The 24,860-nt window shown below is 53.0% G+C and carries 25 protein-coding genes; 19 read left to right on the top strand and 6 right to left on the bottom strand.

The features are described 5' to 3' along the window. Positions 1 to 50: 50 nt before the first annotated feature. The 9 genes from ACJJIR_RS00685 (at position 51) to ACJJIR_RS00645 (ending at position 10,916) form a co-directional block, all read left to right on the top strand. Positions 51 to 794: a DUF2189 domain-containing protein gene (locus ACJJIR_RS00685; RefSeq protein WP_444906959.1), complete on the top strand. Its 744-nt coding sequence runs from the start codon at positions 51 to 53 to the stop codon at positions 792 to 794. A gap of 27 nt (positions 795 to 821) precedes the next feature. After that, entirely contained in the window at positions 822 to 1,505 is a 684-nt protein-coding gene (locus ACJJIR_RS00680) for an RDD family protein (protein ID WP_444906958.1), read from the top strand. 12 nt (positions 1,506 to 1,517) lie between these two features. After that, positions 1,518 to 2,492, top strand: a complete 975-nt coding sequence (locus ACJJIR_RS00675; RefSeq protein ID WP_444906957.1) for a stage II sporulation protein M — start codon at positions 1,518 to 1,520, stop codon at positions 2,490 to 2,492. Beyond that, positions 2,482 to 4,068: a DUF4129 domain-containing protein gene (locus ACJJIR_RS00670; protein ID WP_444906956.1), complete on the top strand. Its 1,587-nt coding sequence runs from the start codon at positions 2,482 to 2,484 to the stop codon at positions 4,066 to 4,068. Before ACJJIR_RS00675 ends, ACJJIR_RS00670 begins: the two co-directional genes overlap by 11 nt. Further along, a complete protein-coding gene (locus ACJJIR_RS00665) occupies positions 4,058 to 5,368 on the top strand; it encodes a DUF4350 domain-containing protein (protein ID WP_444906955.1) in 1,311 nt (436 codons plus the stop codon). Before ACJJIR_RS00670 ends, ACJJIR_RS00665 begins: the two co-directional genes overlap by 11 nt. Beyond that, the gene (locus ACJJIR_RS00660) at positions 5,365 to 6,369 is read left to right on the top strand and encodes an AAA family ATPase (RefSeq protein ID WP_444895787.1); all 1,005 of its coding nucleotides are present in this window, start codon (positions 5,365 to 5,367) and stop codon (positions 6,367 to 6,369) included. Before ACJJIR_RS00665 ends, ACJJIR_RS00660 begins: the two co-directional genes overlap by 4 nt. Then, positions 6,366 to 7,763 carry a DUF58 domain-containing protein gene (locus ACJJIR_RS00655; RefSeq protein WP_444906954.1) on the top strand — a complete coding sequence of 466 codons (1,398 nt, stop codon included), beginning with the start codon at positions 6,366 to 6,368 and terminating at the stop codon, positions 7,761 to 7,763. The genes ACJJIR_RS00660 and ACJJIR_RS00655 overlap by 4 nt, the downstream gene beginning before the upstream one ends. Before the next feature lie 328 nt (positions 7,764 to 8,091). Next, positions 8,092 to 8,559 carry a hypothetical protein gene (locus ACJJIR_RS00650; protein WP_444906953.1) on the top strand — a complete coding sequence of 156 codons (468 nt, stop codon included), beginning with the start codon at positions 8,092 to 8,094 and terminating at the stop codon, positions 8,557 to 8,559. Positions 8,560 to 8,762: 203 nt separating this feature from the next. Then, positions 8,763 to 10,916: a TonB-dependent copper receptor gene (locus tag ACJJIR_RS00645; RefSeq protein WP_444906952.1), complete on the top strand. Its 2,154-nt coding sequence runs from the start codon at positions 8,763 to 8,765 to the stop codon at positions 10,914 to 10,916. Positions 10,917 to 11,029: 113 nt separating this feature from the next. On the opposite strand, the gene ACJJIR_RS00640 is transcribed toward ACJJIR_RS00645, so the two are convergent. The 5 genes from ACJJIR_RS00640 to cysK form a co-directional block, all read right to left on the bottom strand. Continuing rightward, positions 11,030 to 11,635, bottom strand: a complete 606-nt coding sequence (locus ACJJIR_RS00640; RefSeq protein ID WP_413663699.1) for an outer membrane beta-barrel protein — start codon at positions 11,633 to 11,635, stop codon at positions 11,030 to 11,032. A gap of 51 nt (positions 11,636 to 11,686) precedes the next feature. Next, positions 11,687 to 11,944, bottom strand: a complete 258-nt coding sequence (locus tag ACJJIR_RS00635) for a type II toxin-antitoxin system HicB family antitoxin (protein WP_108734877.1) — start codon at positions 11,942 to 11,944, stop codon at positions 11,687 to 11,689. 219 nt (positions 11,945 to 12,163) lie between these two features. Then, positions 12,164 to 12,367: a hypothetical protein gene (locus ACJJIR_RS00630; RefSeq protein WP_108734878.1), complete on the bottom strand. Its 204-nt coding sequence runs from the start codon at positions 12,365 to 12,367 to the stop codon at positions 12,164 to 12,166. 104 nt (positions 12,368 to 12,471) lie between these two features. Then, positions 12,472 to 13,308 carry a 3'(2'),5'-bisphosphate nucleotidase CysQ gene (gene cysQ, locus ACJJIR_RS00625; RefSeq protein WP_444906951.1) on the bottom strand — a complete coding sequence of 279 codons (837 nt, stop codon included), beginning with the start codon at positions 13,306 to 13,308 and terminating at the stop codon, positions 12,472 to 12,474. 38 nt (positions 13,309 to 13,346) lie between these two features. Continuing rightward, a complete protein-coding gene (cysK, locus tag ACJJIR_RS00620; protein ID WP_413663701.1) occupies positions 13,347 to 14,264 on the bottom strand; it encodes a cysteine synthase A in 918 nt (305 codons plus the stop codon). 202 nt (positions 14,265 to 14,466) lie between these two features. On the opposite strand from cysK, the gene ACJJIR_RS00615 reads away from it, so the two are divergent. The 10 genes from ACJJIR_RS00615 to ACJJIR_RS00570 all read left to right on the top strand — a co-directional run bounded on the left by ACJJIR_RS00615 (position 14,467) and on the right by ACJJIR_RS00570 (position 23,977). After that, positions 14,467 to 15,132, top strand: coding sequence for a lysoplasmalogenase (locus ACJJIR_RS00615; RefSeq protein ID WP_444906950.1), 666 nt, complete (start codon positions 14,467 to 14,469; stop codon positions 15,130 to 15,132). Between the two features lie 78 nt (positions 15,133 to 15,210). Beyond that, positions 15,211 to 15,894: a GMP/IMP nucleotidase gene (gene yrfG, locus ACJJIR_RS00610; protein WP_413663703.1), complete on the top strand. Its 684-nt coding sequence runs from the start codon at positions 15,211 to 15,213 to the stop codon at positions 15,892 to 15,894. Between the two features lie 15 nt (positions 15,895 to 15,909). Next, on the top strand, positions 15,910 to 16,287 hold the full coding sequence (locus tag ACJJIR_RS00605; RefSeq protein ID WP_444906949.1) for an Hsp15 family ribosome-associated heat shock protein: 378 nt from the start codon (positions 15,910 to 15,912) through the stop codon (positions 16,285 to 16,287). An 85-nt stretch (positions 16,288 to 16,372) separates the two neighbouring features. Beyond that, positions 16,373 to 17,866: a S1C family serine protease gene (locus tag ACJJIR_RS00600; RefSeq protein ID WP_444906948.1), complete on the top strand. Its 1,494-nt coding sequence runs from the start codon at positions 16,373 to 16,375 to the stop codon at positions 17,864 to 17,866. 25 nt (positions 17,867 to 17,891) lie between these two features. Then, positions 17,892 to 18,353, top strand: coding sequence for a DUF4124 domain-containing protein (locus tag ACJJIR_RS00595; RefSeq protein ID WP_444906947.1), 462 nt, complete (start codon positions 17,892 to 17,894; stop codon positions 18,351 to 18,353). A 151-nt stretch (positions 18,354 to 18,504) separates the two neighbouring features. Beyond that, complete coding sequence (hslO, locus tag ACJJIR_RS00590; RefSeq protein WP_444906946.1) at positions 18,505 to 19,383, top strand: Hsp33 family molecular chaperone HslO; 879 nt, start codon at positions 18,505 to 18,507, stop codon at positions 19,381 to 19,383. Positions 19,384 to 19,673: 290 nt separating this feature from the next. After that, the gene (locus ACJJIR_RS00585) at positions 19,674 to 21,221 is read left to right on the top strand and encodes a phosphoenolpyruvate carboxykinase (RefSeq protein ID WP_282930824.1); all 1,548 of its coding nucleotides are present in this window, start codon (positions 19,674 to 19,676) and stop codon (positions 21,219 to 21,221) included. A gap of 186 nt (positions 21,222 to 21,407) precedes the next feature. Further along, positions 21,408 to 22,088 (top strand): hypothetical protein, encoded by a 681-nt coding sequence (locus tag ACJJIR_RS00580; RefSeq protein WP_444906945.1) that lies wholly within the window; start codon positions 21,408 to 21,410, stop codon positions 22,086 to 22,088. A gap of 16 nt (positions 22,089 to 22,104) precedes the next feature. Beyond that, positions 22,105 to 22,815 (top strand): D-Ala-D-Ala carboxypeptidase family metallohydrolase, encoded by a 711-nt coding sequence (locus ACJJIR_RS00575; protein WP_444906944.1) that lies wholly within the window; start codon positions 22,105 to 22,107, stop codon positions 22,813 to 22,815. An 82-nt stretch (positions 22,816 to 22,897) separates the two neighbouring features. Beyond that, entirely contained in the window at positions 22,898 to 23,977 is a 1,080-nt protein-coding gene (locus tag ACJJIR_RS00570) for an AI-2E family transporter (protein ID WP_413663709.1), read from the top strand. A 73-nt stretch (positions 23,978 to 24,050) separates the two neighbouring features. On the opposite strand, the gene ACJJIR_RS00565 is transcribed toward ACJJIR_RS00570, so the two are convergent. Then, positions 24,051 to 24,848 (bottom strand): bestrophin-like domain, encoded by a 798-nt coding sequence (locus tag ACJJIR_RS00565; RefSeq protein WP_444906943.1) that lies wholly within the window; start codon positions 24,846 to 24,848, stop codon positions 24,051 to 24,053. Between the last annotated feature and the right edge of the window lie 12 nt (positions 24,849 to 24,860).

Raw genomic sequence — 24,860 nt, 5'->3', positions numbered from 1 at the left:
GACTCTGCACCCCATAAATAATCTAAATCTCAATAAGGACAGCTAACAGGATGAGTGACATCTATAAGGCCCCTGAAGCAAATTTGGCCAATAGCCCAGTGAGTGACGACTCAGGCTCTATTGAAAAGGGCATTGCCGGGGATTATTCGTTTTCTATTGGGGAGACTCTTAGCGAAGCTTGGCAACGCACGAGTGGTAATAAAGGCACCGTTTGGGTGGGAGCATTGCTCTATTTCGTTGCCATTATTGCAATTACTATCGTCGCCACCTTAATTACTGGCGGCACTGCGGCTTTCAGCCCCGACAGCAACCCAGGCCCATTTGCCGAGGCTCTCTCTCAGCTGATCGTGACCTTTGCCGGCGCACCCTTGGCGGTGGGTATGACAATGATTGGTATCAAGATCGCCCGCGACGAGCAGACTTCTGGTACCGAGGTGTTTGCTCATTTCGACAAGATAGTGCCTCTCGGCTTTGCGACCATAGTTATGTATCTACTAATTGGGGTTGGTCTGATATTGCTGATAATTCCGGGTATTTACCTAATGATTGCTTATCTGATGACAATGCCCCTAATTGCCGATCGCAATCTGAGCCCCTGGGAGGCTCTGGAAACCTCCCGTAAAGCCATCACTAAGAACTGGTTTGCCTTCCTTGGTTTCGCAATTGTTATGATACTGATCTTTTTAGCTGGCAGCATTCCTCTGCTTATCGGCCTGATTTGGGCAATCCCCCTTTGTAGTATCGCTTTTGGTGTTGCCTACCGAAAAGTTTTCGGCGTTCCCAATCACAATTAAATTTCTCTACCAGACAGGAGCGGTGGCTTGCTGGATACCACCTATAACGTCGAAACACCTGAGGGGATCGATTTGCGCGCGCGGGCCGCTGGGCCCGTGCCACGTATCCTTGCGTATGCAGTGGATGTGTTTTATCGATCATTGATATTGGCCGCGATCGGCTTTGCCTTGCTATTTGCCGGCTTTGCCGGTGCGGGCATCTGGCTCGTCTGCGCCTTTCTTCTCGAGTGGTTTTACCCGGTGCTTTTTGAAGTTTTACGCGGTGGGCAAACACCGGGCAAAAAGGCCTTTGGCCTAATGGTGGTCAACGACAACCTTACGCCGGTATCCTGGGGAGCATCCATCGTTCGCAACCTGTTACGCTTCGCGGATTTTATGCCATTTGCCTACGCCACTGGCGTAATAAGCATGACACTGGGGCGTCACTTCCAGCGCCTTGGCGACCTGGCAGCAGCCACCCTGGTGGTCTATCGCGAAGAGGAAAAGGCACCAGTTACCCTGCCGGATACTACCCCGCTCCCACCACCGCAAAACCTCCGCCAGCAAGACCAACAGGCACTGGTTAGCCTTTTGGAGCGCCACCAGGATTTAAGCGAAGCGCGTCAGCAAGAGCTCGCAAATCTGCTCGAGCCGATTACTCGGAAAAGGGACAGCGATGCCTTGAGCTACCTGCGCTCCGTAGGCAGTTGGCTACTCGGTGGCAGGGGATAGGCAGAGTTACCTATGAAGCAGAGAGACTTTGAGAATCGCTACCGCGACAGCTGGGAGCAATTAGAAGCCTGGCTGAAAGCGGATCGGAACAAGTCCGAAGTTGCGGCCCTGGACCTACCCGTCGCCTATCGCAACCTTTGCCAGCAGCTGGCAATGGCTAAGGAGCGGCAATATACCAACCGCCTGATAGACCACCTCAACCAGCTGGTTATGGCGGCACATCACCGTGTCTACCGCCAGGAAACCTTGCGCCGCAAGGGATGGTTGCACTATTTGTTGGCAGGTTTTCCCCAAGCCGTGCGCGCTAATAGCCGCGCAGTACTGCTGGCATCCGCTTTGTTTTTAATACCTGGCCTGATCCTGGGAATCGGCACTTACAACAACGATGCCCTGGTGTACGCAGTAATGTCACCGGAACAGGTTATGGGTTTTGAATCCATGTATGATCCGGGCAACCGGGTACTGGGCCGCGAGCGCGGCTCTGATACCGACCTGTTCATGTTCGGTTTTTATATCAAAAACAATATTGGCATCGCCTTTCGCACCTTTGCCGGCGGTGTACTGTTTGGCCTGGGCTCAATTTTCTTCCTGGTGTTTAACGGCATCTATATTGGCGCAGCGTTTGGGCATATCACCCGGGTGGGCTTTGTCTCCACCTTCTACCCATTTGTGATTGGCCACGGCGCCTTTGAGTTGACCGCCATAGTACTGGCGGGAGCAGCGGGCCTGATATTGGGACGCTCTCTAGTGGATCCGGGCCAACACCGACGCACGGTCGCACTGCGCCTGGCCGCTGTCGAAGCAATGAAGATTATGTACGGCACTTTCCTGATGCTGGTGATTGCCGCTTTCCTTGAAGCCTTCTGGTCCTCCAGTGCCAGCACACCGATTGCGATCAAGCTCGGGGTAGGCGCCCTGTTTTGGGTACTGGTCTTTGCGTACTTTATCCTGGCGGGACGCAGGGAGGGCGCAACTCATGCAAATTAAGAATCTGGCAGTGCGAGCCCGCTTGCGCTCTCCCTGGGAGTCTGTCGATCTCGGTATCGCCCTGGCACGAAAATACTGGTGGCAACTTTTTATAGTCTACCTGTTGCCTGCAGCACCGCTATTTGCTTTGTGTTATTGGCTGTTTCCAGAGTCACCAACGCTCTCCATCTTATTTATTTGGTGGCTGAAACCCGTATTTGATCGGCTGCCCCTGTTTATGATCAGCCGCGCATTATTTGGCTCACCGGTATCCATTGGTGAGGCATTGAAGCATTTCTTTAGCCAGAATCGTCGCGACTGGTTTATGTGGCTTACCCTCCGTCGGCTGAGCCCCACACGCTCTTTCGATATGCCAGTCACCGTGCTGGAGCAATCCACAGGTAAGGCCCGTACCTCGCGCCTTGGGGTACTGCACCGCAAACACTCTGGGGCCGCCACCTGGCTAACACTAACGCTTTACCATATTGAGATATTTCTACTTGCCGCATTAAGTGTGATGGCATTTCTGTTTATCCCTGAACAGTATTCCGATGGGATCGATTGGATCCCTCTGCTCCAAGGGGATACTCAATGGCTGGAATGGATATATAACGGACTCTACCTGTTTGTTATGGCAGCAGTAGCCCCCTTCTATATCGTTAGCGGATTTTGCCTTTATATTGGCCGTCGTATTGAGTTGGAAGGCTGGGATATAGAAATCCAGTTTCGGGACCTGCTGGAACGCCAGCAGCGTGAACAGGAGTCCCACCGCAGAAGAAAACCAAGCACTGCTGCGCTAATCCTGATCTGCGGGCTCACCTTTGGCTCATTAATTCCAGCGCCCCCCGCCAGCGCCGCATCTTTGGAAACCCCGCAGCAGGCCCAAGAGCATATTGACGAAATCCTCGCTGGCGATGAATTTCATCAAATGAAAGAGATCAGTGGTTGGCGCAAAAAAGACAAATCTGAAACAGAAGCCGTCAAAGAAAAGTTCCCCGAGTGGTTAATTAACTTTATCGAATGGCTTTTTGAGAACTCTAAAGATACGCCTGAAGTTGACGATGAAGTTAAATGGGGCCCAACAATTGCGAAAATCCTGGAGCTGCTGCTTTGGATTGGCTTGGTATTCGGCCTGGGCTATCTGCTTTGGAGACATCACGATAAAATTCTTCAGAGCTTGAAATGGCAGCCTAAGCCAAAGAAAAAGCAGCCCGTCCCCGAAACCCTATTCGGCCTGGATGTACGCCAATCGAGTCTGCCCGATGACGTTTGCGCGGAGGTCATGCGCCTGTGGACAGAGGGAGACAAGCGAGCCAGTTTGGGACTATTGTACCGCGCCACCCTCTCTCACCTGATTGAAGACTTCGAGTTTTATTTTGGCGATCACCTTACCGAAAGTGAATGCGCACAGCTGGTACAAGTAAGGCAACAGGAGCCGAATGAAGTACAGCGCCCAGTAAGTCCCGCCCTGAGTCAATTTGTACAAGAGCTTACTGCAAACTGGCAGCAGCTTGCCTATGCCCACCGGCCGCCAAAAGAGGCTCAGGTAAGCTCACTTTGTAGCCAATGGCAGGAGGAATTTGGCAATGACCGCTAAGAGAATTCTGTTGGCAGCCCTGGTCATAAGTGGCGTGGCACTTGTATGGCTATTCCTCACTTTCTACGAGCGCTACTCCAAGGAGATCGACAGCGGCTGGAGCATGGAAGCCAGACGAAATCCCTACCTGGCAGCAGAAAGATACCTCACCGATATCCAACTGGCGCCGCATCAGGCAGATAATATATCTGTACTCCAAGGCCTTTCCTCCGATGCCACCCTGTTTATCAACAGCTCCAGCCAGGTCTATAACCCCACCAAGGCCCAAGAACTTCTAGAGTGGGTCGAGCGCGGTGGCCACGCCATCGTTGTAGCCTATACCGGCAACTTCGACAGCGACTCCGGGCGCAGTGAAAACCGCGATTGGCTACTTGAGTCCATGGACGTCTCTATCCAAGAGGGACACAGTAAGTTCGAACTGCAAGAAACCCTGGAGCAACTGCTCGGGGAGGATGCCGTACTCGAGCCTGAGCAGAGCCCCGCTGATGCCATGCGGGAGCACAATCGCAAACTGGACGAAGGCGAAACGGAAGATGAGCCGAAGGAACAAGAGGAGCCTCGCAACCCCGATGTGTCAGAAGAGGATCTGGTAACCCTGCCTGTTGAGGGCGGCAGCGAAATACAGCTATACCTCGATGCCAGCCACCTGCTCTACCACCCTTCGTTTAATGACGAGACTATCACCGATGGACCTGTCTTCTGGGCAAAAGTACGACGCGACGATGTCGGCGTACCGTTTATGCAGTTCGAGCGCGGCAATGGTGTGATTACCCTGATGACTGACAGCACCCTGTGGCAGTCCCAGCGTATTGGCCACTTCGATCACGCCTATTTCTTACAATTGCTGGCCGGCGAAGGAGAGTTTGTCTTTCTCACCCGCCCCCGCTTTGAAACCCTTTCTAAGGTTGCTCGTCAATACGCTGCAGAGTTTTTTCTCGCCGGCGCACTGGCCTTACTCGCTTGGCTATTACTACACGGGCGCCGCTTCGGCCCCTTGCAGCCGGAGCCAGAAGTGTCCCGCCGTTCTCTGCTAGAACATATATCCGCCTGCGGCCATTACTACTGGCAGGACGACCAGGGGGAAACCCTGCTGCGCGGCCATCGGGAAGAACTTCTACGTCGTCTTGGCGCCACCCATATCAACGCCACTAAAAAACGCAAACTGTGCGACAAGCTCTGTGCCTCCACCGGTATGGATGAACGGCTAATAGTTGAAACCTTGTGGGGCAAGCCCCCAACAACCGAAGAAACATTTACTGAACACATGCGTAATCTGCAGCGAATTGAGGCAGTCCTATGAACGAGACCACCCTTCAACCAGAACAACAAACCACGGGCCCGTCACCTGACTGGCAGGCTGCGTCCGCCAAACTTCAGATACTGCGCAACAATATCAACCGGTTGCTGATTGGCCAGGAGCAGGTGGTTGACCAGGTACTCGTAGCTCTGCTGGCTTCTGGCCACGTACTGCTCGAAGGTGTACCCGGACTCGGCAAAACCCTTCTGGTGCGCACCCTGGCCAACTGCTTTGGCGGCAATTTCCGCCGCATCCAGTTTACCCCGGATTTGATGCCCGCCGACGTTACTGGCCACGCTATGTACAACATGGGAGAGAGCCGCTTTGAGGTGCGTCGCGGGCCGGTATTTACCAACCTGCTGCTGGCGGATGAAATCAACCGTGCCCCCGCCAAAACCCAGGCCGCCCTACTGGAGGTGATGCAGGAGAAGCAGGTCACTATCGACGGCCAGGCATTGAAAGTACCCAGTCCATTTATGGTACTCGCCACTCAAAACCCCATTGAGCAGGAAGGTACCTACCCGCTGCCAGAGGCGGAACTGGACCGATTCCTGCTGAAAGTCCTCATCGATTATCCCAGCCTCGAAGCGGAACTGAAATTGGCCGCCGCCGCCAGCAGTGGCCGAATTGAGCGCAGCCTGCAGGAAAAGCTGGCCGGGGAAATTACTGTCGAGGGATTGCAGCAACTTCAGGCCCTGGTGCCCCAGGTGGGCTTGGACGAACAGGTATTGAATTACGCCGTGCGGCTGGTGCGCGCCACCCGCCAATCACCGCAGCTGCGCAGCCCCGCCGGCCCGCGCGCCAGTATCGGCCTGCTGCAGGCAGCTCGTGCCAATGCGCTGTTACAGGGACGGGAATTTGTACTGCCGGATGATATCAAGGCCATGGCCATCCCGGTAATGCGTCACCGTATCGGCCTATCTCCAGATATGGAAATTGACGGTGAAACTGCTGATACGGCGCTGGCAATGATTATCGACAGTGTTGAGGCACCGCGACTGTGACACAGACTGTAGCTGCAACAGAGCAACAGGCAGCACCAGCACAAAGCGGTCGCACCGGCCCGAGTCCGCGCCTGGTCAAACTGCTCGGCTACTGGTGCCTGGCAGCTCTGGCAATTACAGCAGCGCGAATTTGGTTTCCGCAAGCCAGCTCATTTATCGGCAACCTTTGGTGGGGAGCGAGTGCCCTGTTAATCAGCGCCACCCTGCTGGACTATCTCACTGGTTACCGTGTAACCGGTCTGCAGGGGCTGCGGCGATTGCCCGGCAACCTGGCCCTGGGCGTACGCAATACTGCGCGGCTAAAACTTCACAATACCGGCCCACGCCTACTATTACTCCAGGTTTCCGACTCAATCCCACAGCAACTGGGATCGACAGGGCTGCCGCGCTCCGCACAACTTAACCCGGACCAGGAAATCACCATCGAGTACGACCTGGTACCCCGTCGCCGCGGCAGCGCCTCTTTCGGACGAATCGAGGTACTGGCCAACTCTCCCTGGGGACTCTGGCAGACAAGGGTATGGTTAGGACAGGAGCAGACCGTCAAGGTCTACCCCAATTTTCTCGGTATCTCCTCACTGCAATCTCTCTCCACCGAACAGAGCCTGCGCCTGATGGGGTTGCACCAGCAGCAGCGTCGCGGTGAGGGCATGGACTTCCGCCAACTGCGGGAATACCGCCAGGGAGACAGCCAGCGACAGGTGGACTGGCGCGCGAGCTCACGGCTGCGCAAACTGATCAGCCGTGAATACCAAGACGAACGCGACCAGGAAATTATTTATATGCTGGATTGCGGCCGCCGGATGCGTGCGAAAGACGGCGAGCTGAGCCACTTTGACCACGCACTCAATGGCTTGCTACTTTCAGCTTATGTCGCCATCAAACAGGGGGACGCGGTCGGCTTGCAGGCATTTGCTGCGGCACAGGAGAGCAGTGGTGGACAGCTGCCTCCAGTAAAAGGCGAAAGTGCAATCAACCTACTGCTGAATAATGTCTACGACCTCCACTCTGGCACTAGTAGCGCAGATTACACTAGCGCCGCACAACAGTTGATGGCCCACCACAAGCGACGTGCCCTGGTAATCCTGATTACCAACTTGCGCGATGAAGATAGTGATGAACTCCTAGCAGCAGTCAAATTGCTGTCGCGCAATCACCTGGTGATGATTGCCAGTCTGCGGGAGACTTCTGTGGACAAATTGCTGCAACAGCCGATTCAGAACTTTGATAGTGCAGTAAACAGCGCAGCAGCGAGGGACTTCCTACGCCGCAGGGAGCAATTACTTCAGCATTTGCAGGCACACAATGTCATAGTGGTAGACTCGAGGCCGGAGCTTTTGCACCAGTCTCTGGTAGAGGCCTATTGGCGCCTAAAGCGCAGCGGCAGAATCTGAATCGACAAATTTACCGAGTGGGGACTCTCCGAGCCCCCACTATGCAAACCCTCCCTATAACCTTCCCACTACCCGCAATAATCCAGGGCTGTCCGGGAACTCTACCCAATCCCGGGAATCTCTTATTGAGCGCGCTACCTCCTGGAACCTTTAGCTTCCAGCAAAGTTAGATTTATTTTTAGAATGCGCTGAAGAAAAGAAATTAAATTCCAACAAAACCTGATAAAGCTCAATTTACCTCGTATTAGTTCGCAAAAGTTAACTTGGGGCAGTGGCACTTTGCTGTATCACCCGTTAACCTCTTGTTACTCATCTCCGGGTATTTAAAATGGGCCCGGGCAAAGTACAGACCTTCTTATTTATGAGCGGTAAGCGCACCATCCAATACTGTTCCCGTCTGTCCCAGTGGCAGGCGCTATTGCTATTGCTGGTATTTCTCAGTGCGCGAGGCCTGGTTCCTGCAGGTTTTATGCCGGCAGATTTTGCAGCGGGAACGCCCTATGGGCTCTGCCATGGCGATAGCCGCAGCGCTTTATTGCTCAATGCCCTCAAAGCGAACTCTCACAGCGATCATCACGGCGACCACTCTTCAAGCCACAACCACGATACGCTTACCGCTCACTCATTTGCCGATAACCATTGTAATTTTTCCGCCGCTGCCAGTATTGCCAGCGCACCAACTACAGAACTGGAAATAGTCCTACCCGGTTTTACTCAACCGCCCTCTTATCCGGCTTTTTTCCGCGTTATCTCTAACGCTTACAGCCGCCCACTGATTCGCGCCCCCCCGGTTTAATTCCTTTTTTATTCCAACATCATCACTCCGCAGTTCGCTGTGGACCGCAAGTCTCATTGCTGTCTTAACATTTTCAGCGCTTTGGGTCTTGCCAAAATACGACCACTTTTTCAGGTGGGGATATGTCGCGTGCGCCAAATATTACTCAGGCCTGCGCGCTCACTGCTGCGTGTTCGAAACGCCAGCGAAAAGGATTGAAAACCATGCATCAGAGCATCAACGCAAAAATTTTTCTGAAAAAACCTCTCAGCCTGGCACTCGCTGCCTGCTGTACCTTTTCAGCACATCTCGCAGCGGAAGAATCCGAAGAGTCAGAACCATTAAAAGATGGTGAAATGGAACAAATGGTGGTTACTGGGGTAAAGACTGAACTCCCCCTCAACCTGGTAACCGACCCGAAAAAACCCCGTCAGCCATTACCTGCCAATGACGGCGCCGACTACCTGAAAACAATTCCGGGATTTTCCGTAGTGCGTAAAGGCGGCACCAGTGGCGATCCGATGCTTCGCGGAATGGGGGGCTCGCGCCTGGGAATGGTAGTGGATGGAGAAACAATGGCGGGTGGTTGTCCCAGCCGAATGGACCCACCTACAGCCTATATTTTTCCCGAGGCAATGGACGAAATTGAAGTTATTAAAGGGCCACAGAGCGTCCTCTATGGCCCGGGAAATTCCGCCGGCGTAGTTGTATTTAATCAGCAGCAGGAGCGCCCCACTGAAAGCGACTGGAATATGCATGCGAGCCTGCTCGGCGCCAGTGCCGAGCGTCGCGATGGTCTATTCGATATCTCCTATAGTTCGCCGCAGTTTTCTATCCGCAGCTCCTCGACCTCGGCATCTGCGGACGACTACGAAGACGGGGATGGCAATGAGGTAAATTCCAGTTATGAGCGCTGGAGCAGCCAGGTCAATTTGGCCTGGACACCCAGCGACGATACACGGGTCGAGTTTGATACTGCATTTAGCGATGGTGAAGCTGCCTATGCAGATCGGGGAGTCGACGGTTCCAAGTTTGCCCGTGAGAGCCACAAAGCGAAATATGTCCGCAGCAATATCAGTAGCTGGCTCGACTCAATTGAGCTCCAGGCCTACTACAACTATATCGACCACATCATGGATAACTACAGCCTGCGCGAGTTATCCAGCACCGCTACACCCATGGTCATGAATCTCGATAGTGAGACCACAGGTTTCAAGATGGCTCTGGTGTTTACGCCTATGGACGATGTGGAATTGACCAGTGGAATTGATGCCCGGGAAAATCGCCACACCGGCCGCTCGACCATGAACCAGTCCACCATGGACTACCGGGATATGAAGCGAGAGGCCGATGCCGAATTTAGCCAGCTGGGGTTATTTTCTGAGGTCAGCTGGCAAGTCGCAGCCAATCAACGCTGGATCGCCGGTGCACGAGTGGATGATTGGGAAGTAAAAGACCTTCGCGATGAAGTTGCTCTATCCATGATGTCCTCAGTGGATAACCCCACTGCGGGAGAAACTCGCTCAGAGCTATTGAGCAGCGGCTTCCTGCGCTATGAATATGGTCTCGAAAGCGGCCCCAATAGTTCTGCCACACTCTTTGCCGGGCTCGGCTACACTGAGCGCTTCCCCGATTATTGGGAAATTTTCTCCTACGAGACAGCAGACTCCTACAGCGCACTGGATATCGAATCAGAAAAGACCACCCAGCTGGATATCGGCTATATCTATCGCGGTAAAAAACTCTCTGCCAGTGTCTCCGGATTCGTCAATCAGATTGATGACTACCTGATGATTGAGAAGGATTACGAAAAAGCGGCAGTAATGAGTAGCATGGACTCTATGGGTAGTATGAATATGGATGGTATGGACTCCTCCGATACTCGCACTACCTCCATTGTCAGAAACATCCAGGCACGCTCCTGGGGTTTGGAGTTTGACTCCTCATATCAGCTCAATGAGCAGTGGCGCACTGAATTCACCGTAACATCTGTTCGCGGTGCCAACGAAACCGATGGCACTACCTTGGCACAACTGCCGCCTCTGGAGGGCCGCCTGGGACTCTACTATGAACAGGCCCAGTGGTCAGCAGGTGTTTTATGGCGCGCTATCGCAAGCCAGAACCGGGTGGATATCGGCAAAGGCAATATTGTTGGTCAGGATATTGGTGCAACCGACTCTGCCAACGTCGTTTCCATCAATGCCGGCTGGAAACCCAGTAAAAGTGTACTGGTAACTACCGGTATCGATAACCTATTCGATGAGACTTACGCAGAACATATCAGTCGCTCTGGAGCCAATATTATTGGTTTCGATCAGTTGACTCGGGTTAATGAGCCGGGACGCACCTTCTGGCTGAAAGCCATTTATCGAATTTAAAAACTATCGGGGCCCCAGGGCCCCTTTTCCACTCTCTAAAATAATCAGTAATTAATTAAGAAATTTCTACGAATAAATCATTGGAGAAAATAGTTTAAAAGGTGGAGGACACACTAAAAGCGGTAGGAAAAATTTAAACTTAGGGTGCGCAGATGCCCGAGGTTAACACGTTCTATTTTGCCAATATTATTGTAGTTATACTCTAATGAAGTATCGAAATCCTGAGTCCACATAATTCGGTAACCCACTCCGGCATTCCAAAAGGTATCACTGCCACTGGCATCAATAATATAGATATATCGATCATCCGGATAGAATGGTGGGTATTCTCGATACCAATAGCCTCTTCTTATCACATTATTCAAATCCACATCGGCATAATTATATCCCACCATCCAATAGAGACATTGAACGTGACAATTCAGGGTAAAATCAATTTTAAAATTTAAACCTACCTGATCTACCGTGACATGATTATCATCGAAATGCGACGCCCGCAGCTCAACTTGCCAGACTCCCACAGCCGGCGTAATTCCGAGGCTGACATAGCCAAAAGAATCCCGCTGCTTATTTAACTGCTGCTCGCCACTCCCAAAACCAACGGTACCGATAATCCGGTACTCTCCTGTGGCGACACCATCAAAAGGATTATTCGCCTCGAATCCATAACTGGTCGCAGCTATAAAAAAGGAAAGCAGGTAGACGGATAGCTTTATCATCGCCACTCACATCAAAAAGCCAGTCATCAAGTTCAAGCTCAGTGAATTATTTCAAGTTGTTTCTACATCAATAATGGCCCAGACGCCCCCTACAAAAGCCGGGTTTTTCTTCAGGTTGTCTACATCACCTGCTTGCGGCATTGGCTGTCCAGCCTGACGGAGTTCTTCCAACCGCTGAAAAATCGTTTCAGCCATTTTTTGCAGGGTCCCCTCAAGGGTATCGGCATAGCAGTGGCAATGCGGCAGATCCGGTGCAATGGCACCAAATCCGGCATACTCAATATTGTGCACCACAACCGGGTAGCGCATTGAAAAATACTCTTATGTATTAGCTTTCCAAAGCGTAGACTGCTTTGCATTTTACGGGGGAATTTGGCAAGGAAATTAGCTAATTAGCCGGGAAATAATATTTCGCGCTGGCACAGATTCAACATTCTGAGTGACAGCATTAAGTAGGAAGAACTGCCGTATTCAAATTAAAACCTGCAGCACTACAGTTTTTCACACAAGAAAATATTTGGAATTTAGTTAACGAGGCATCCTACCTAATAGGGCCCGGCGGGAAAATAGCATGCTGTTATAGGTGCGCCGCAACGCAATATCATTTGCATCGACTGCATTGGAGAGGGCCTCAAAATGCCGCTGTAACCAGTTTATTTCCTCCTCCAGTTCCCGACGCAAACAGCGAATTTCACCTTTATCCTGGTTAAAGCGCAGATCGGGTCCAGACATCAGTGAGCCTCCTGAATTTGGAAATATCCAGATCCCCTTTAAAGCCTCCACCAGTGGTGGTGGAGGCACAAAAATACTCTCTATATGTTTACTGGCGTCACACCCTAAGCAGCGGACTTATCCAGCAGTAGAGATTGCCAATCAAAAGAAGAGTCGCCAATTACATAGAAAAAGGGATTTAGCAGAGAGTCTTTGGTGTTGTAGCGCAACAAATTAAACTCTTCGTCCACAACAATACCACCTGCTGCTTCAACTACAGCCTGAGCTGCCGCAGTATCCCACTCGCAAGTAGGAGCGAGACGCGGATACAGATCTGCTGCACCCTCAGCAACCAGGCATAATTTCAGTGAGGAGCCCATATTTTTGCACTCGACAGCTCCCAGTTCAGACTCGATACGTTGTACCAGCTGGTCGACGGTGCCGGTTCCATGGCTGCGGCTGGCCACAAGTTCAACAACTTCACTACTATCCAGGCGCGGCTTCAGTGGCCGCACCCGAATTTCAGTTTCGCCATTGGCATCGCGCTTAAAGGCTCCTTCGCCCTTGCAGCCGGCATAAGTGATATTCAGTACCGGTACGTACACCACCCCCAAAACGGGCTCGCCATTTTCGATTAACGCGACATTTACGGTAAATTCACCGTTGCGTCGGATAAATTCTTTGGTGCCATCGAGCGGATCGACAATCCAGTAACGCTGCCACTGACTGCGCTCTTCGAACGAGGGCATTTCCTGCTCTTCTGATAAAACCGGTACTCCCTCGATAAGCTGTGCCAACGCCGGTTCCAGTACTTTGTGAGCGGCCAGATCTGCGGCAGTTACTGGTGAATCATCTTTCTTCGTCTCGACTTCCAACTCAGCGCTGCTGTGATAAACCTCGAGAATCGCCTCTCCCGCGCGTTTGCAGATCTCTATCACCTGCTCTAAAAGTGCTTTATCCATTACAACTCCATACTCTGTTAACTCACCATTATAAAGTCTTAGGCGGAGAAAAGGTCCTGAACGGACAGATAGCGCTCACCAGTGTCATAGCTGAACACCAGTACCCGGCTGCCCGCATCCATCTCCCCCTCGCGCTTTTTCAGGGCCGCAAGGCTGGCACCGGAGGAGATACCCACAAAAATTCCCTCTTTTAATGCGCAACGACGCGCCATTTCAAAACTGTCTTCCTCACTCACCAATACAGTACCGTCGAGTACTTCCGTATTGAGTACCTGGGGTACAAAGCCGGCGCCGATACCCTGCAAACGATGCAGGCCTTTTTCTCCACCGCTAATCACCGGTGATTTCTCCGGCTCTACTGCATAGACCTGTAATTTGGGAAAGTGCTCTTTTAGGACTTCGCCACAGCCTGTGATATGCCCGCCAGTACCCACACCGGTAATCATATAATCCAGCCCCTCAGGAAAGTCTGCCAAGATTTCCTTGGAGGTAACATCCCGGTGCACCTGGGCATTGGCGCGGTTATTAAATTGTTGGGGCATCCAGCTATTCGCATGTGAGGCCAATAACTCCTCCGCCTTAGCAATAGCGCCGCCCATACCGCGCTCTTTAGGTGTAAGGACCAATTCTGCGCCCATTGCTTTCATGACCTGGCGACGCTCTACCGACATAGACTCTGGCATGGTCAGGATCAGGCGATAACCCTTCACGGCAGCAACCATCGCCAGTCCAATACCCGTATTACCAGAGGTCGGTTCGATTATTACCCCACCGGGCTGCAGTGCTCCACGACGCTCTGCATCCTCAATCATCGCCAAGGCAATTCGATCTTTAATACTGCTGCCCGGATTAAAGCGCTCTACCTTCATCCAAACTTCTATATCGGGGCGAAAGAGGTGATTGATTCTTACGTGAGGGGTATTGCCGATTGTTTCCAGAATATTGGCCGCTTTCATCGGTGAGGCTCTCCATGACTAGTGCTCAAGGCAAACAACTGCCGGGCATGTATTTTCGATGCTCCATATTACCCCAGAAATGTCCCGCGACCGGCACCGGAGAAAACTCAATTGGAATTAGAGAGTACAAGCTATCGATGATGCGGAGGAAAACCGTTAAATTGATGGGGAGGTATACAAAATAAAAATAAGGTAAGTACCTATGTCCGTAGAAAATTCCGCACCCCAGCACAACTTTCGCAATTACCTGGTACCGATGTTCCTAGCCAGTGCCACTTTATTCATCTTTCTGGATACCTGGAAACTGGATAACTTGTGGATGCCCGCGCTAAAAGCGCTGCCGATACTGTGTCTAGTGATGATTGCCAGACTGGAGCTGCGGGGCAAAACCCTGCTTTTCACTTTTCTAGCCCTCAGTTCCTCCGCCATCGGAGATGTACTCCTCGAAATGCAATTCCCCCAACACTTTGTGTTTGGACTGGGTGCTTTTCTTATTGCCCAGCTAATCTACGCGCTGGGCTTCCTGCGTTTTGCGGAGCCCCCCAATCGGCGCAACCTTATTCGGACACTGCCTGTAGTGATTGCCGCACTGCTTTTGGCGCAAATTATCCTCCCTGCTGCTGGGGATTTAGCCCCGGCCGTATTAGCGTACCTGCTGGCTATCCTCGCCATGGCAGTCGCAGCCGCAATGCACAAGGGTGACGCCACCCTGCTATTTGCCGGGGCTGTCATCTTTATGGCTTCAGATACCTTGATCGCTATTAACAAGTTCATCACCCCGCTACCACTAGCCGATGCCGCTATCATGCTCACCTACTACAGTGCGCAACTGTGTATCCTGTACGGAATCCGCCGCGCCCAGGCATAATGCAAACGATCCGGGAAGGCACTGGCAAGCCAACTAAACTTGTCTTCCCGCCCCATTTCAAAGAGGTACATAGCTCCCATGCTCGATTGGCGAAGTATCGATACCGTATTGCTGGACATGGACGGCACCCTGCTGGATTTGCATTACGACAATCATTTTTGGCTCACGCACCTGCCCAAGCGCTACGCTGAAGTCCACGGCTTTGACCCACAGGAAGCCCAGCAGAAGCTCGAGGCTGAGATCAATGCCCGCCGTGGTACGCTGGAGTGGTACTGCCTGGACTTCTGGGCGGAAAAACTGGAGCTGGATATCCTCAGCATATTGCGCGAGATCGAGACCCGCATCGCCCTGCGCCCTCACACTGAGGCGTTTCTGAGCGGCCTGCAACAACTGCAAAAGCCCACCTACCTCGTGACCAATGCGCACCGTCAAGGGTTAGATCACAAGCTGGAGATCACCGGTATCGACCGCTGGTTTGACGGCATCATCTCCTCCCATGATTATGGACATGCCAAGGAGAGTGCCAATTTCTGGGACTCTCTGCGAGATAACCTGGAATTTGACCCTGAGAACACCCTATTTGTCGACGATAACCAATCTGTTCTGAGCGCGGCCCAGGACTACGGTATCGCCCACCTATTGTGTATTCGCCAACCGGATAGCCGCGGGCCCAAACGGGAAATCACCAACTTCCCGGCGATCCATCATTTTGATGAGATCATGGCTTTTAAACGCAGCAGACTGGACACCGGGTCCACCTGATTTCACAAGGAAACCATGGAAAAAGTACGTATCGATAAGTGGCTCTGGGCCGCGCGCTTCTTTAAGACTCGCAGCATTGCCAAGCAGGCGATCGAAGGTGGAAAAGTCCACGCCGATGGCCAGCGGGTCAAAGCCAGCAAGGAAGTCACTACCGGTGTCAAACTGAGCATCCGCCAGGGATGGGATCTGCTGGAAGTTGAAGTAACCGCTCTATCGGATCAGCGGCGCGGCGCCGAGATTGCGCGCACCTTATACCGCGAGACCGAAGACAGTATCGCCCGTCGGGAAAAAGAGAAAACCGAGCGACAGGCAGCTAATGCCGGGATACAACAGGAGCGGCCCAATAAAAAGCAACGCCGCCAGATACACCGCTTCCTGCGGGAACAAGAGTAGACTCAGCAGACAAAAGTGGTGAAATTTCCGCCATTTCCCACTTTAGCTGCTAAACTGCCCCCACTTAACCGGATAGAAAACAGCCATGTTGAAACGACTGATCGCCATTTCCCTGCTGGTTTTGCTCGGTACCCAAACCGCCCTAGCAGACAGCCGAGAACACGAGCAGCTCAAGCGCTCAATCATCAAGATTTACACCACCGCCGCCGCCCCGGATTATTTCAATCCCTGGGCCCTGCTCAACCCCAAGCAGCTGTCCGGTTCCGGTGCCGTTATCCGCAACCAGCAAATCCTGACCAACGCACACGTAGTGGCCAACGGCAGCTTCATCCAGGTACAGCGCCACGGCGATGCAAAGAAATTCCGCGCCCGAGTGAAATTTGTCTCCCACGATGCCGACCTCGCCCTGCTGACCGTCGATGACGAAAGCTTTTTCAATGATACCCGCCCCCTAGCCCTGGGCAAATTGCCCGATCTGCAGGAAGAGGTCACCGTCTACGGCTACCCAATTGGTGGCAAATCCCTTTCGATTACCCGCGGAGTACTCTCCCGCGTGGAGCACCAGTATTATGCCCATGCGGAAAGTTACCTGATGGCGGGCCAGATAGATGCGGCCATCAACCCGGGCAACAGCGGCGGTCCGGTTATCTCCAATGGCCGCATCGTCGGCGTGGCCATGCAAACCAACCAGAGCGCTGAAAACCTGGGTTACTTTGTCCCCCCCAGCGTGATCGCTCATGTCTTAGAAGATGCCAAGGACAATGTGCACCAAGGGTTCCCCGAACTGGGACTGGTAACCCAGAGCCTGGAAAGCCCATCGATGAAAAAGGCCGCCGGTCTCGAGGAAGACCAGGATGGTGCCATGGTCGTTAAAGTGTTCGACAACTCCCCCGCAGCCGAAGTGTTCAAACCCGGCGATGTCCTGCTCGAAGTCGATGGCTTTAAAGTAGCGGCGGACCGGACTGTGGAGTGGAGGGAAAACCAGCGCACCAACTACCACTACGCCGTGGACCGCCACCATGTCGGTGAACGTTTACCGGTGCGCTTCTCCCGCGATGGTAAAGAGCAGACCGCTGAGGTCACGCTGGCCGCAACACCTCCCTCACGCGCTATGGTGCTGGGAGAGCAATTTGACCGCCAGCCCCGCTACTATATCTACGGCGGTGTTGTCTTTGTGCCCCTGAATATGAACCTGATCAAACGCTGGGGCAAAAACTGGCACTCCAAGGCGCCTATTGACTACCTCTATGCCCGCAATCAATGGAGTGACGAGGAGCGCCGCGAGCTGGTCGTCGCCCTGAAAGTACTGCCTGCCAATGTGAACCTCGGTTACCACGACTGGAAGAACTGGATCATCGACTCAGTAAATGGCCACAGCATCAAGGACTTCGACGAGTTCGCTCAATTGATGGAAGGCAACAAGCAGGACTTTGTGGATTTGCGCGACCGCTCTGGATACCGGATGGTCTTGGATTCGGCAGAGGCCCAGGAACAGCAGCCTCTGATACTGCAGACCTACCACATCCCCCAGCGTCATTCGCAGGGGTTATTCAGCCAGCTGGCCAATAAAGAAAAATAGAAATATCGAAGGGCATGGAGTAGCCGTGAAATTACTGTGTCTACGTTCCGTAATAGGCGGCCTTATACTGGCCGCTAGTGCAACCGCAATCAGCGCAGAGATGTACCGCTGGGTCGATGAAAATGGTCAGATACACTTTGGCGATCGCCCCCCGACTGACGCCAAAGCCAAGGATGTTTCGGGGGATCTGGCCCCGATCAATTCTATTGGCTCCAATGGCAGTCGGCGACCTATTTTAACAACCGCAACGAGATCGAGAGTTTCTCAAAAGGTTGATGATGAATACCGCGAGCGCCAGTTGCGAGAGAAACAGGAAAAGCAGAAAAAGATGAAGAAAGCCTGCGACAAGGCTCGCAATGACCTTGAAGCCATTCAAGGGCGGGTTGTGTTTCTCGACAATAACGGCAAAGAAGTGCGTCGCACCGAGCGGGAGAGACAGCAAATAGCTGAAAAGCTCCAGCGGGAAATTAAATACTATTGCGGCTAGTTACTCTCCTACTTGAGCGCTGACCCATTGTGATAATGGGGTAGCGCTCTACATTCTTCCTCTACTGCACCAGCAATGATCAGCGACAGCTACCATTTAGGCATATCCACCTCTAAAATCCTGCGGTTTTAATACCGAGAGCCCCCGACCTATGTCCGATCAGCTGGAACGCTTTATTTTCTCCAAACACGATATTCGCGGACAGGTGGTGACACTTACTGATTCCTACCGCGATGTACTGGAACATAACCCGCTGCCTACGCCAGTAGCCCGCCTGCTGGGGGAGTTCCTCACTGCAGCCAGCCTGCTTTCAACCACACTGAAGTTCGAAGGTGTCCTGAGCCTCCAGGCCCGTGGCGAAGGCGATGTGCCGATGATTATGGCGGAGTGCACTCACCACAGCGACCTGCGCGGCATCGCCCGAGTTGCCGAGGGTGCACAAATCGACGAAAACGCCACGCTGCGCGATATGATCGGCCCCCGTGGAGCCCTGGCCATTACCCTTGAGCCAAAGCGCGGTGAGCGCTATCAAGGTGTGGTTCCCATGGAGCAGGACAACCTGGCCGGCTGCCTGGAAGACTACTTTAAGCAATCGGAACAGCTGGCTACCCGCGTATGGCTGGAAAGCAGTGACAATACCGTCGCCGGTCTTATGTTACAGATTCTGCCAGGCAATAATGCCGCCACGGAAGAAGAAAATCAGGACGCCTGGGAAACAGCGATTCACTTGGCGGAGACCGTAACTGACGAGGAGTTATTTACCGTTCCCCACCCAGAGCTGATTCACCGCCTATTCCACCAATTGGAGCCGGCAACCCTGGGTACCGACACTATTCGCTTCAAGTGCAGCTGCTCGAGAGAGCGCAGCGCCCGCGCGCTGGTTTCCCTGGGTGCAGAGGATGTCTACCGCCTGCTGGAAGAGCAGCAGGGTGAGATTATCGCGGACTGCCAATTCTGTAACACCCAGTACCGCTTTGACCGGAATCAAATTGAGTCGCTCCTCAACGCTCCCCCCCACACTCTTCACTAATCCGCGTAGGGCTGCGCAACCGCCGAATCCTCAGCGCAGCCCTGCCACCTGCCCCTCTACTCCCCCTGTTAAATTCATAAGAACAATAATCAAGATCTAGGCCATAAATTTTATGAATTTAAGTCGACATTATTTTCCATGACAGCGCTGTCATTGACTACAAAATAGCCATAGTTGGTATCCGCATATTTTGAATTTTGCAATAATGCGCCCCCAAAATTTTCTACGGCTGTCTAAACCTTGGGCAGCCCCATTTTATTTACTGTCCAACTTTCACGGGTATTCCACGAATGGCACAGATCGACGACTCCGCGATGGTCTTCAAGAACCTATCACCGGCACAATTGGTAGAGCAGGCTCTGACGCGCGGCGAGGGCAAGCTGTCAGATACAGGCGCTCTGGTGACTGAAACCGGCGCACGCACCGGTCGCTCCCCGGCTGACCGCTTTGTTGTAGAAGAGCCCTCCACTGCCGACAGCATCGCCTGGGGCAACGTCAACCGTCCTTTCCCGCAGGATAAATTTGACGCCCTGTGGGATCGTGTAGAGGCTTTTGTTGCCGGTCACGATACTTTTGTTCAGCACCTGCATGTGGGCCAGGATGAAGACCACTACCTGCCAGTGGTAGTGACCACCCAAACTGCATGGCACAACCTGTTCGGCCGCAACATGTTTATCCGCGCCGAAAAGTACAACCCCAAGTCCAAGGAAGAGTGGCAAATCCTGCACGCTCCTCACTTTGTCTGTGAGCCCGAGCGCGATGGCACCAACTCCGAAGGCTGCGTAATTATCAACTTCGGTCAGCGCAAAGTACTGCTGGCCGGCATGCGCTACGCCGGCGAAATGAAGAAGGCAATGTTCTCCGTACAGAACTTCCTGCTGCCGGAAAAAGACGTAATGCCCATGCACTGCGCGGCTAACGTCGGCGAAGATGGCGATACCTGCCTGTTCTTCGGCCTGTCCGGTACCGGCAAGACCACCCTGTCCGCCGACCCTGAGCGCTACCTGATCGGTGACGATGAGCACGGCTGGACCAAGGGTGCCGTCTTCAATATGGAAGGTGGCTGCTACGCGAAAACCATCGACCTGAGCCAGAAAAATGAGCCGGTAATCTGGGATGCCATCCGTTTCGGTGCCATCGTTGAAAACGTGGTAACCAACGATCACGGCACTGCTGACTACTGCGACACCAGCCTGACTGAAAACGGCCGCTGCTCCTACCCGCTGGAACATGTCGAAATGCGCCAGCTGGAAAACCGCGCTGGCGAGCCGAAGAACGTTATCTTCCTGACTTGCGATGTATCCGGCGTACTGCCACCGGTATCCATCCTCTCCAAAGAGGCTGCGGCTTACCACTTCCTATCTGGCTACACTGCCCGCGTAGGCTCCACCGAACTGGGCGCAGAAGCCGGTATCCACCCGACTTTCTCCACCTGCTTTGGCGCGCCATTTATGCCCCGTGCACCGCGCGAATACGCAGACCTGCTGATGAAGCGCATCGAAGAGTTCGGCTCCAAGGTCTACCTGGTAAACACCGGTTGGACCGGCGGCTCCGGCGACAACGGCAAACGCTTCCCGATTCCGGTAACCCGCGCTGTCGTTGCCGCTATCCAGAGCGGCGCCCTGGAAGGCGTTGCCACTGAGCACCTGGATGCCCTGAACCTGGATATCCCGATGGAAGTGCCCGGCGTGGACAAGTCTTACCTGAACCCTCGTGAAGCTTGGGCTGACAAAGCTGCTTACGACGATCAGGCAGGCAAGCTGGCCAAGCTGTTCGCCGAGAACATTGAGAAGTTCAATGTCAGCGAAGACGTTAAAAATGCAGGCCCTAAAGCCTAAGTAGAGGTTGTCGGGCACAGTGCGCTGTCCGTGACCCAAAAGCCGCTGCTCCCCCCAGGAGCAGCGGCTTTTTTGTGGCTGATCCCAAGCCCGCAGCCCGTCGATTTTTGCGGCTATAGTGAGTAAACAGGCGCCGACGATTTTAGCGTCGGTGGAATAACTCTCTCAGCAGCAATCGCGAGCACTATGTCCGCAGGTAACTCGTTTACTCGCTTCGAAACTCTGTTCCCACACAAGCCGCCCGGGCAAAGAGTCAATCGGGTGGTCGTCAGTGCCCTCACTTTAATACTCAGTGCCATCCTGTTTACCCTCTGGCTCTATCTATTCCTCTCCTCGCAAGAGAAGTCCTATGTCGAGCAGCGTGGCTATCGCCTCGCCAACGAGGAGACCTTTAACAAATTCCTGCGAGAGGGCAGTAACCGCTCCAGCGTACAAGCACTCAGTCAATTGCTTCGGGACCGGGGTGTCGCCGAAGTTTTTCCTATTCGTGATCTTCTGCGACAGGGAGGGGACTGGCTGGAACTGGGGGAACCCCCATTCGCCATACCGCCCAGGGACCAGTGGTCCAATATTGTGAAAACCCTCACCCTGGTGCGAGATCAGGTAATACCGCTAATTGGCCCTGTCACCGTAGTTTCCGCTTACCGCACTGATGCCTACAACCGAAAACTTGCGACCGAAGACCAGCCCCGCCACCGTGACTTTTGCGGGCTGGACTTAATTCCGAATTCCAATATCGGTAAAAACGAACTCGCTGAAGAGCTAAGCACACTGCACGCACGCCTCGGTCCCGACAGCAATGTCGGGATGGGCCTGATTGACGATGTCCTGTTTCATGTCGATACCTGTGGCTATCGCACCTGGTAATTGAGGGAGCTGCCCGATGGTTATGCAAAGTAACAAAGAGTGCGTAGAAATCGGCCAGCGTCAACTGCGCCGGCGGATCATCATCATTGGGGCAGTCGCACTGGCGATTCTCACCGGCCTATTTGTTTTTACTTACGAACGCGCGCGCGAGGCTGATGACCGGGTGAAATCCCCTATCGATATCCTACCGCTGCTAATGATCCCGGAGGTTTACGATATCCAGGGCTATCCGGCAGCTTCCGAGAGGGCATTCAGCCGCTTCCTGAGCAAAGGCAATAACCATGCACGCTTTACTCAACTCAAAAAATTCCTGCGCTCCAACCGGGTTGAACAGGTTGTGCAACCCTATGAGCTATTGCGTCAGGGCAGTGACTGGCAGGATTTGGACGAACCCGCATTCGCTATCCCTCCCAAGGAGCTCTGGTGGGGCATCGTAAATACTCTGCGGGTAATCGAGCGGGAAATAGTGCCCCGCGTCGGCCCGGTAACTGTGGTCTCCGGGTGGCGCACAGTGGATTACAATCGTAAGGCCGGGGGTTCCAAGGGAAGTAAACATCTGCATTTCTGCGGGCTGGATATAGTTCCGAAAAAGAAGTTCTCCCGAGAGCAATTGGTGCCCGTACTGAGGGATATCCACAAGCGCAACGGCCGCGAGTGGCAAATGGGCCTCGGAATCTATCGGGGCATTCGATTTCACGTGGATACGTGCGGATATAGGCGCTGGTAAAACCCCACTGCATCTGCTTAGATAGAGCAAAAATTAGGCGCCCTACCACTGGGCTGCCGAAAGAGAAGCAGAGGAAGTCGCAGTGCAAGAAAAACTGGAAAGGCGCTCATTTATATTGACCTTATTATTGGTCAGCGTAGCTTTTTTACTCCTAATAAAACCCTTCTTTACCCCTATTTTTTGGGCTTGTGCCACCGCACTGATTTTCTACCCCGTGTACCGTCTGTTGATGCAGCGCTTTCCCAATTCGCCTAATTTAATGGCTCTGCTAACCCTGTTTATGTGTATCGTTCTATTGGTGATACCCGTATTGGTAGTGGCCACCTCTTTTATTAATGAAGCGGTAACTCTGTATCACCGGATCCAGGAAGGACAAATTGATGTTTCTAAATCCTTTGAGCAGATTCGCAGTGCTTTCCCCAGGGTTAACAGCACGCTCGAAAGTATTGGCGTGGATGTCGAGGAGGCCAAGCAGCGCCTGATGGGTGGAGTGATGAATGCCGGTAGCTTCGTCGCAAAAAATGCGATTGAGGTCGGACAGAATACTGTTAACTTTTTCGTTATGTTGGGCTTAATGCTCTACCTCACCTTCTTTCTGATTCGCGATGGTGAAAGACTGGTAAACCTGATTATCCACGCCCTGCCACTGGGTGATGAGCGCGAGCACCTTTTGTTGGCAAAGTTCGCTGAAGTCACTCGCGCAACCATCAAAGGAAATCTGGTAGTCGCTATTACCCAGGGCGGCTTGGGCGGAATTATTTTTTGGGTACTGGGCCTACCGGCACCGGTCCTTTGGGGTGTTTTAATGACCCTGTTGTCATTGCTGCCCGCCGTCGGTGCCGCATTGATCTGGTTCCCCGCTTCTATTTACCTCTATGCTATTGGCGAACCCATGAAGGCAACGATTTTACTCGCCTATGGTTTCACCGTGATCAGCCTGGTAGATAACCTGTTGCGCCCAATATTGGTGGGTCGAGACACAAAACTCCCCGACTATTTAGTACTATTCTCCACTGTCGGCGGTCTGTTTATGTTTGGAATCAGTGGCTTTGCGATAGGGCCCTTACTCGCCGCACTATTTCTCGCCTTCTGGGAGATTTTTATGCGTGAGTTTGTGCATCCCGAAGATGTCTTAATGCCACAAAAACCTGAAGATCTTTAACCTGTTCCCCGGGGCGGAAAATCCTTAATTCCGCCCCATCCTATTAATATGCAAAGTCAACTCGCACAACAGCTCAGGGGGCAGCCTCCTGTAGTTCTTTTAGCTGCAAATTGAGATCGCTCATCGGCGACTGATCAACCAGCAGTGCTCCCTCGTTTGCCCGATCCAAATCCGCCACCAGTAAAATCACTGTTGAGAAAGTCAGGGCCAAAGCTATAACTACCTGGGCAGATCCCCCGCGACTTATACCCAACTGGTATCCAATTGCCAGCATCGCCAAAATGGTCATAAAGTACAGGGAGAGCCAGAGTGGACCCGGTATACGGTATTGCAGCCCAACCACAACCCTGGCACGGTGCAGATCTACCATCCCGTTAACCTGCTCGGCAAACTGGCGTAAATAATCGGCGTTGTAATCCTGTGCGATGTGCGCCTCGATCAAACGCCAAAGAGCCTGGTGAATTTCCTCACTGCGAGCTACATCTTCCGGAGTGACGGCGATTGATGGGTCAATATCCCTGAGATTTGCATATTCAGCTATTAGGTCTCGCGCCTTATTCTGCTTATCCAATTGCAAAAAGCTCGCATTTAAATATGCGGCCTGGATGGTATTGACCTCCTGCAACAGCAATGCCTTGCGTTCATTAAATCGGTCGGCTGTCATATTAAAGGTAAATGCCAAAACGAATGCGACTAGGCCCAAAGTGGCAGCTACCGCACTGCCCAGGGAAGAATCCTCCTTGATACTGGCATTCACTACCCGCCGCCGCCCCAGATAAATCCCCACAGCTAAAGCGCAAAGCACTACGGCAACTGAAATGGTATAGATCAGTGGAAGTGGCAGAGTATAGAAAAGGCTGTCAAAGCGCATTTAAGCCCCTGC

This window comes from Microbulbifer maximicatervae (SeqCode), assembly GCF_052467385.1.
Note: the sequence above shows the minus strand (reverse complement) of the source record. Positions and strands in the feature narration are given on the sequence as shown.

Coding starts and splice junctions, on each gene's coding strand:
- ACJJIR_RS00630 (WP_108734878.1), bottom strand. CDS start 12,367: ATGTCTGGACCCGATCTGCGCTTTAACCAGGATAAAGGTGAAATTCGC.
- ACJJIR_RS00615 (WP_444906950.1), top strand. CDS start 14,467: ATGTCCGTAGAAAATTCCGCACCCCAGCACAACTTTCGCAATTACCTG.
- ACJJIR_RS00660 (WP_444895787.1), top strand. CDS start 5,365: ATGAACGAGACCACCCTTCAACCAGAACAACAAACCACGGGCCCGTCA.
- ACJJIR_RS00665 (WP_444906955.1), top strand. CDS start 4,058: ATGACCGCTAAGAGAATTCTGTTGGCAGCCCTGGTCATAAGTGGCGTG.
- ACJJIR_RS00685 (WP_444906959.1), top strand. CDS start 51: ATGAGTGACATCTATAAGGCCCCTGAAGCAAATTTGGCCAATAGCCCA.
- ACJJIR_RS00650 (WP_444906953.1), top strand. CDS start 8,092: ATGGGCCCGGGCAAAGTACAGACCTTCTTATTTATGAGCGGTAAGCGC.
- ACJJIR_RS00645 (WP_444906952.1), top strand. CDS start 8,763: ATGCATCAGAGCATCAACGCAAAAATTTTTCTGAAAAAACCTCTCAGC.
- ACJJIR_RS00600 (WP_444906948.1), top strand. CDS start 16,373: ATGTTGAAACGACTGATCGCCATTTCCCTGCTGGTTTTGCTCGGTACC.
- ACJJIR_RS00605 (WP_444906949.1), top strand. CDS start 15,910: ATGGAAAAAGTACGTATCGATAAGTGGCTCTGGGCCGCGCGCTTCTTT.
- ACJJIR_RS00670 (WP_444906956.1), top strand. CDS start 2,482: ATGCAAATTAAGAATCTGGCAGTGCGAGCCCGCTTGCGCTCTCCCTGG.
- ACJJIR_RS00580 (WP_444906945.1), top strand. CDS start 21,408: ATGTCCGCAGGTAACTCGTTTACTCGCTTCGAAACTCTGTTCCCACAC.
- cysQ (WP_444906951.1), bottom strand. CDS start 13,308: ATGGATAAAGCACTTTTAGAGCAGGTGATAGAGATCTGCAAACGCGCG.
- cysK (WP_413663701.1), bottom strand. CDS start 14,264: ATGAAAGCGGCCAATATTCTGGAAACAATCGGCAATACCCCTCACGTA.
- hslO (WP_444906946.1), top strand. CDS start 18,505: ATGTCCGATCAGCTGGAACGCTTTATTTTCTCCAAACACGATATTCGC.
- ACJJIR_RS00635 (WP_108734877.1), bottom strand. CDS start 11,944: ATGCGCTACCCGGTTGTGGTGCACAATATTGAGTATGCCGGATTTGGT.
- yrfG (WP_413663703.1), top strand. CDS start 15,211: ATGCTCGATTGGCGAAGTATCGATACCGTATTGCTGGACATGGACGGC.
- ACJJIR_RS00565 (WP_444906943.1), bottom strand. CDS start 24,848: ATGCGCTTTGACAGCCTTTTCTATACTCTGCCACTTCCACTGATCTAT.
- ACJJIR_RS00585 (WP_282930824.1), top strand. CDS start 19,674: ATGGCACAGATCGACGACTCCGCGATGGTCTTCAAGAACCTATCACCG.
- ACJJIR_RS00675 (WP_444906957.1), top strand. CDS start 1,518: ATGAAGCAGAGAGACTTTGAGAATCGCTACCGCGACAGCTGGGAGCAA.
- ACJJIR_RS00640 (WP_413663699.1), bottom strand. CDS start 11,635: ATGATAAAGCTATCCGTCTACCTGCTTTCCTTTTTTATAGCTGCGACC.
- ACJJIR_RS00575 (WP_444906944.1), top strand. CDS start 22,105: ATGGTTATGCAAAGTAACAAAGAGTGCGTAGAAATCGGCCAGCGTCAA.